At 66.4% G+C, this 292-nt stretch carries 1 protein-coding gene; it reads left to right on the forward strand.

The window, feature by feature from the left end; all coding sequences use genetic code 11:
* Window positions 1–91: 91 nt before the first annotated feature.
* The coding region (locus ESG85_RS02345) for a hypothetical protein (protein ID WP_164986142.1) at window positions 92–292 on the forward strand (201 nt) is incomplete at its 3' end.

The raw sequence follows: 292 nt of genomic DNA on the forward strand, positions 1-292 counted from the left end.
CCGCGCACGCGAGGGACGACGAGGAGATCAAGGCGGCACTCGCCGTGTCCAAGATCAACGAGTACTTCACGTAGGCGGGGGAGCAGGAAACGTGCTGACCTTCGAGAACGTGTACCAGGCGCCGCTCGACAAGATGAAAGCGGCGGCCGATCGCTGGTCCGAGATGAAGGGCAAGCTGGACGCCCTGGCCGAGGACGCCCGCAGGACGATGGCGGCGAAGGCCCGGGCCGAGGACTGGCGGGGCGTGAACGCCGAGGTGACGAAGCCGTTCATCGACAAGACCGCCAAGGAG

The sequence above is a fragment of the Streptomyces roseicoloratus genome (assembly GCF_004117935.1).
GTDB classification, from domain to species: Bacteria; Actinomycetota; Actinomycetes; order Streptomycetales; family Streptomycetaceae; genus Streptomyces; species Streptomyces roseicoloratus.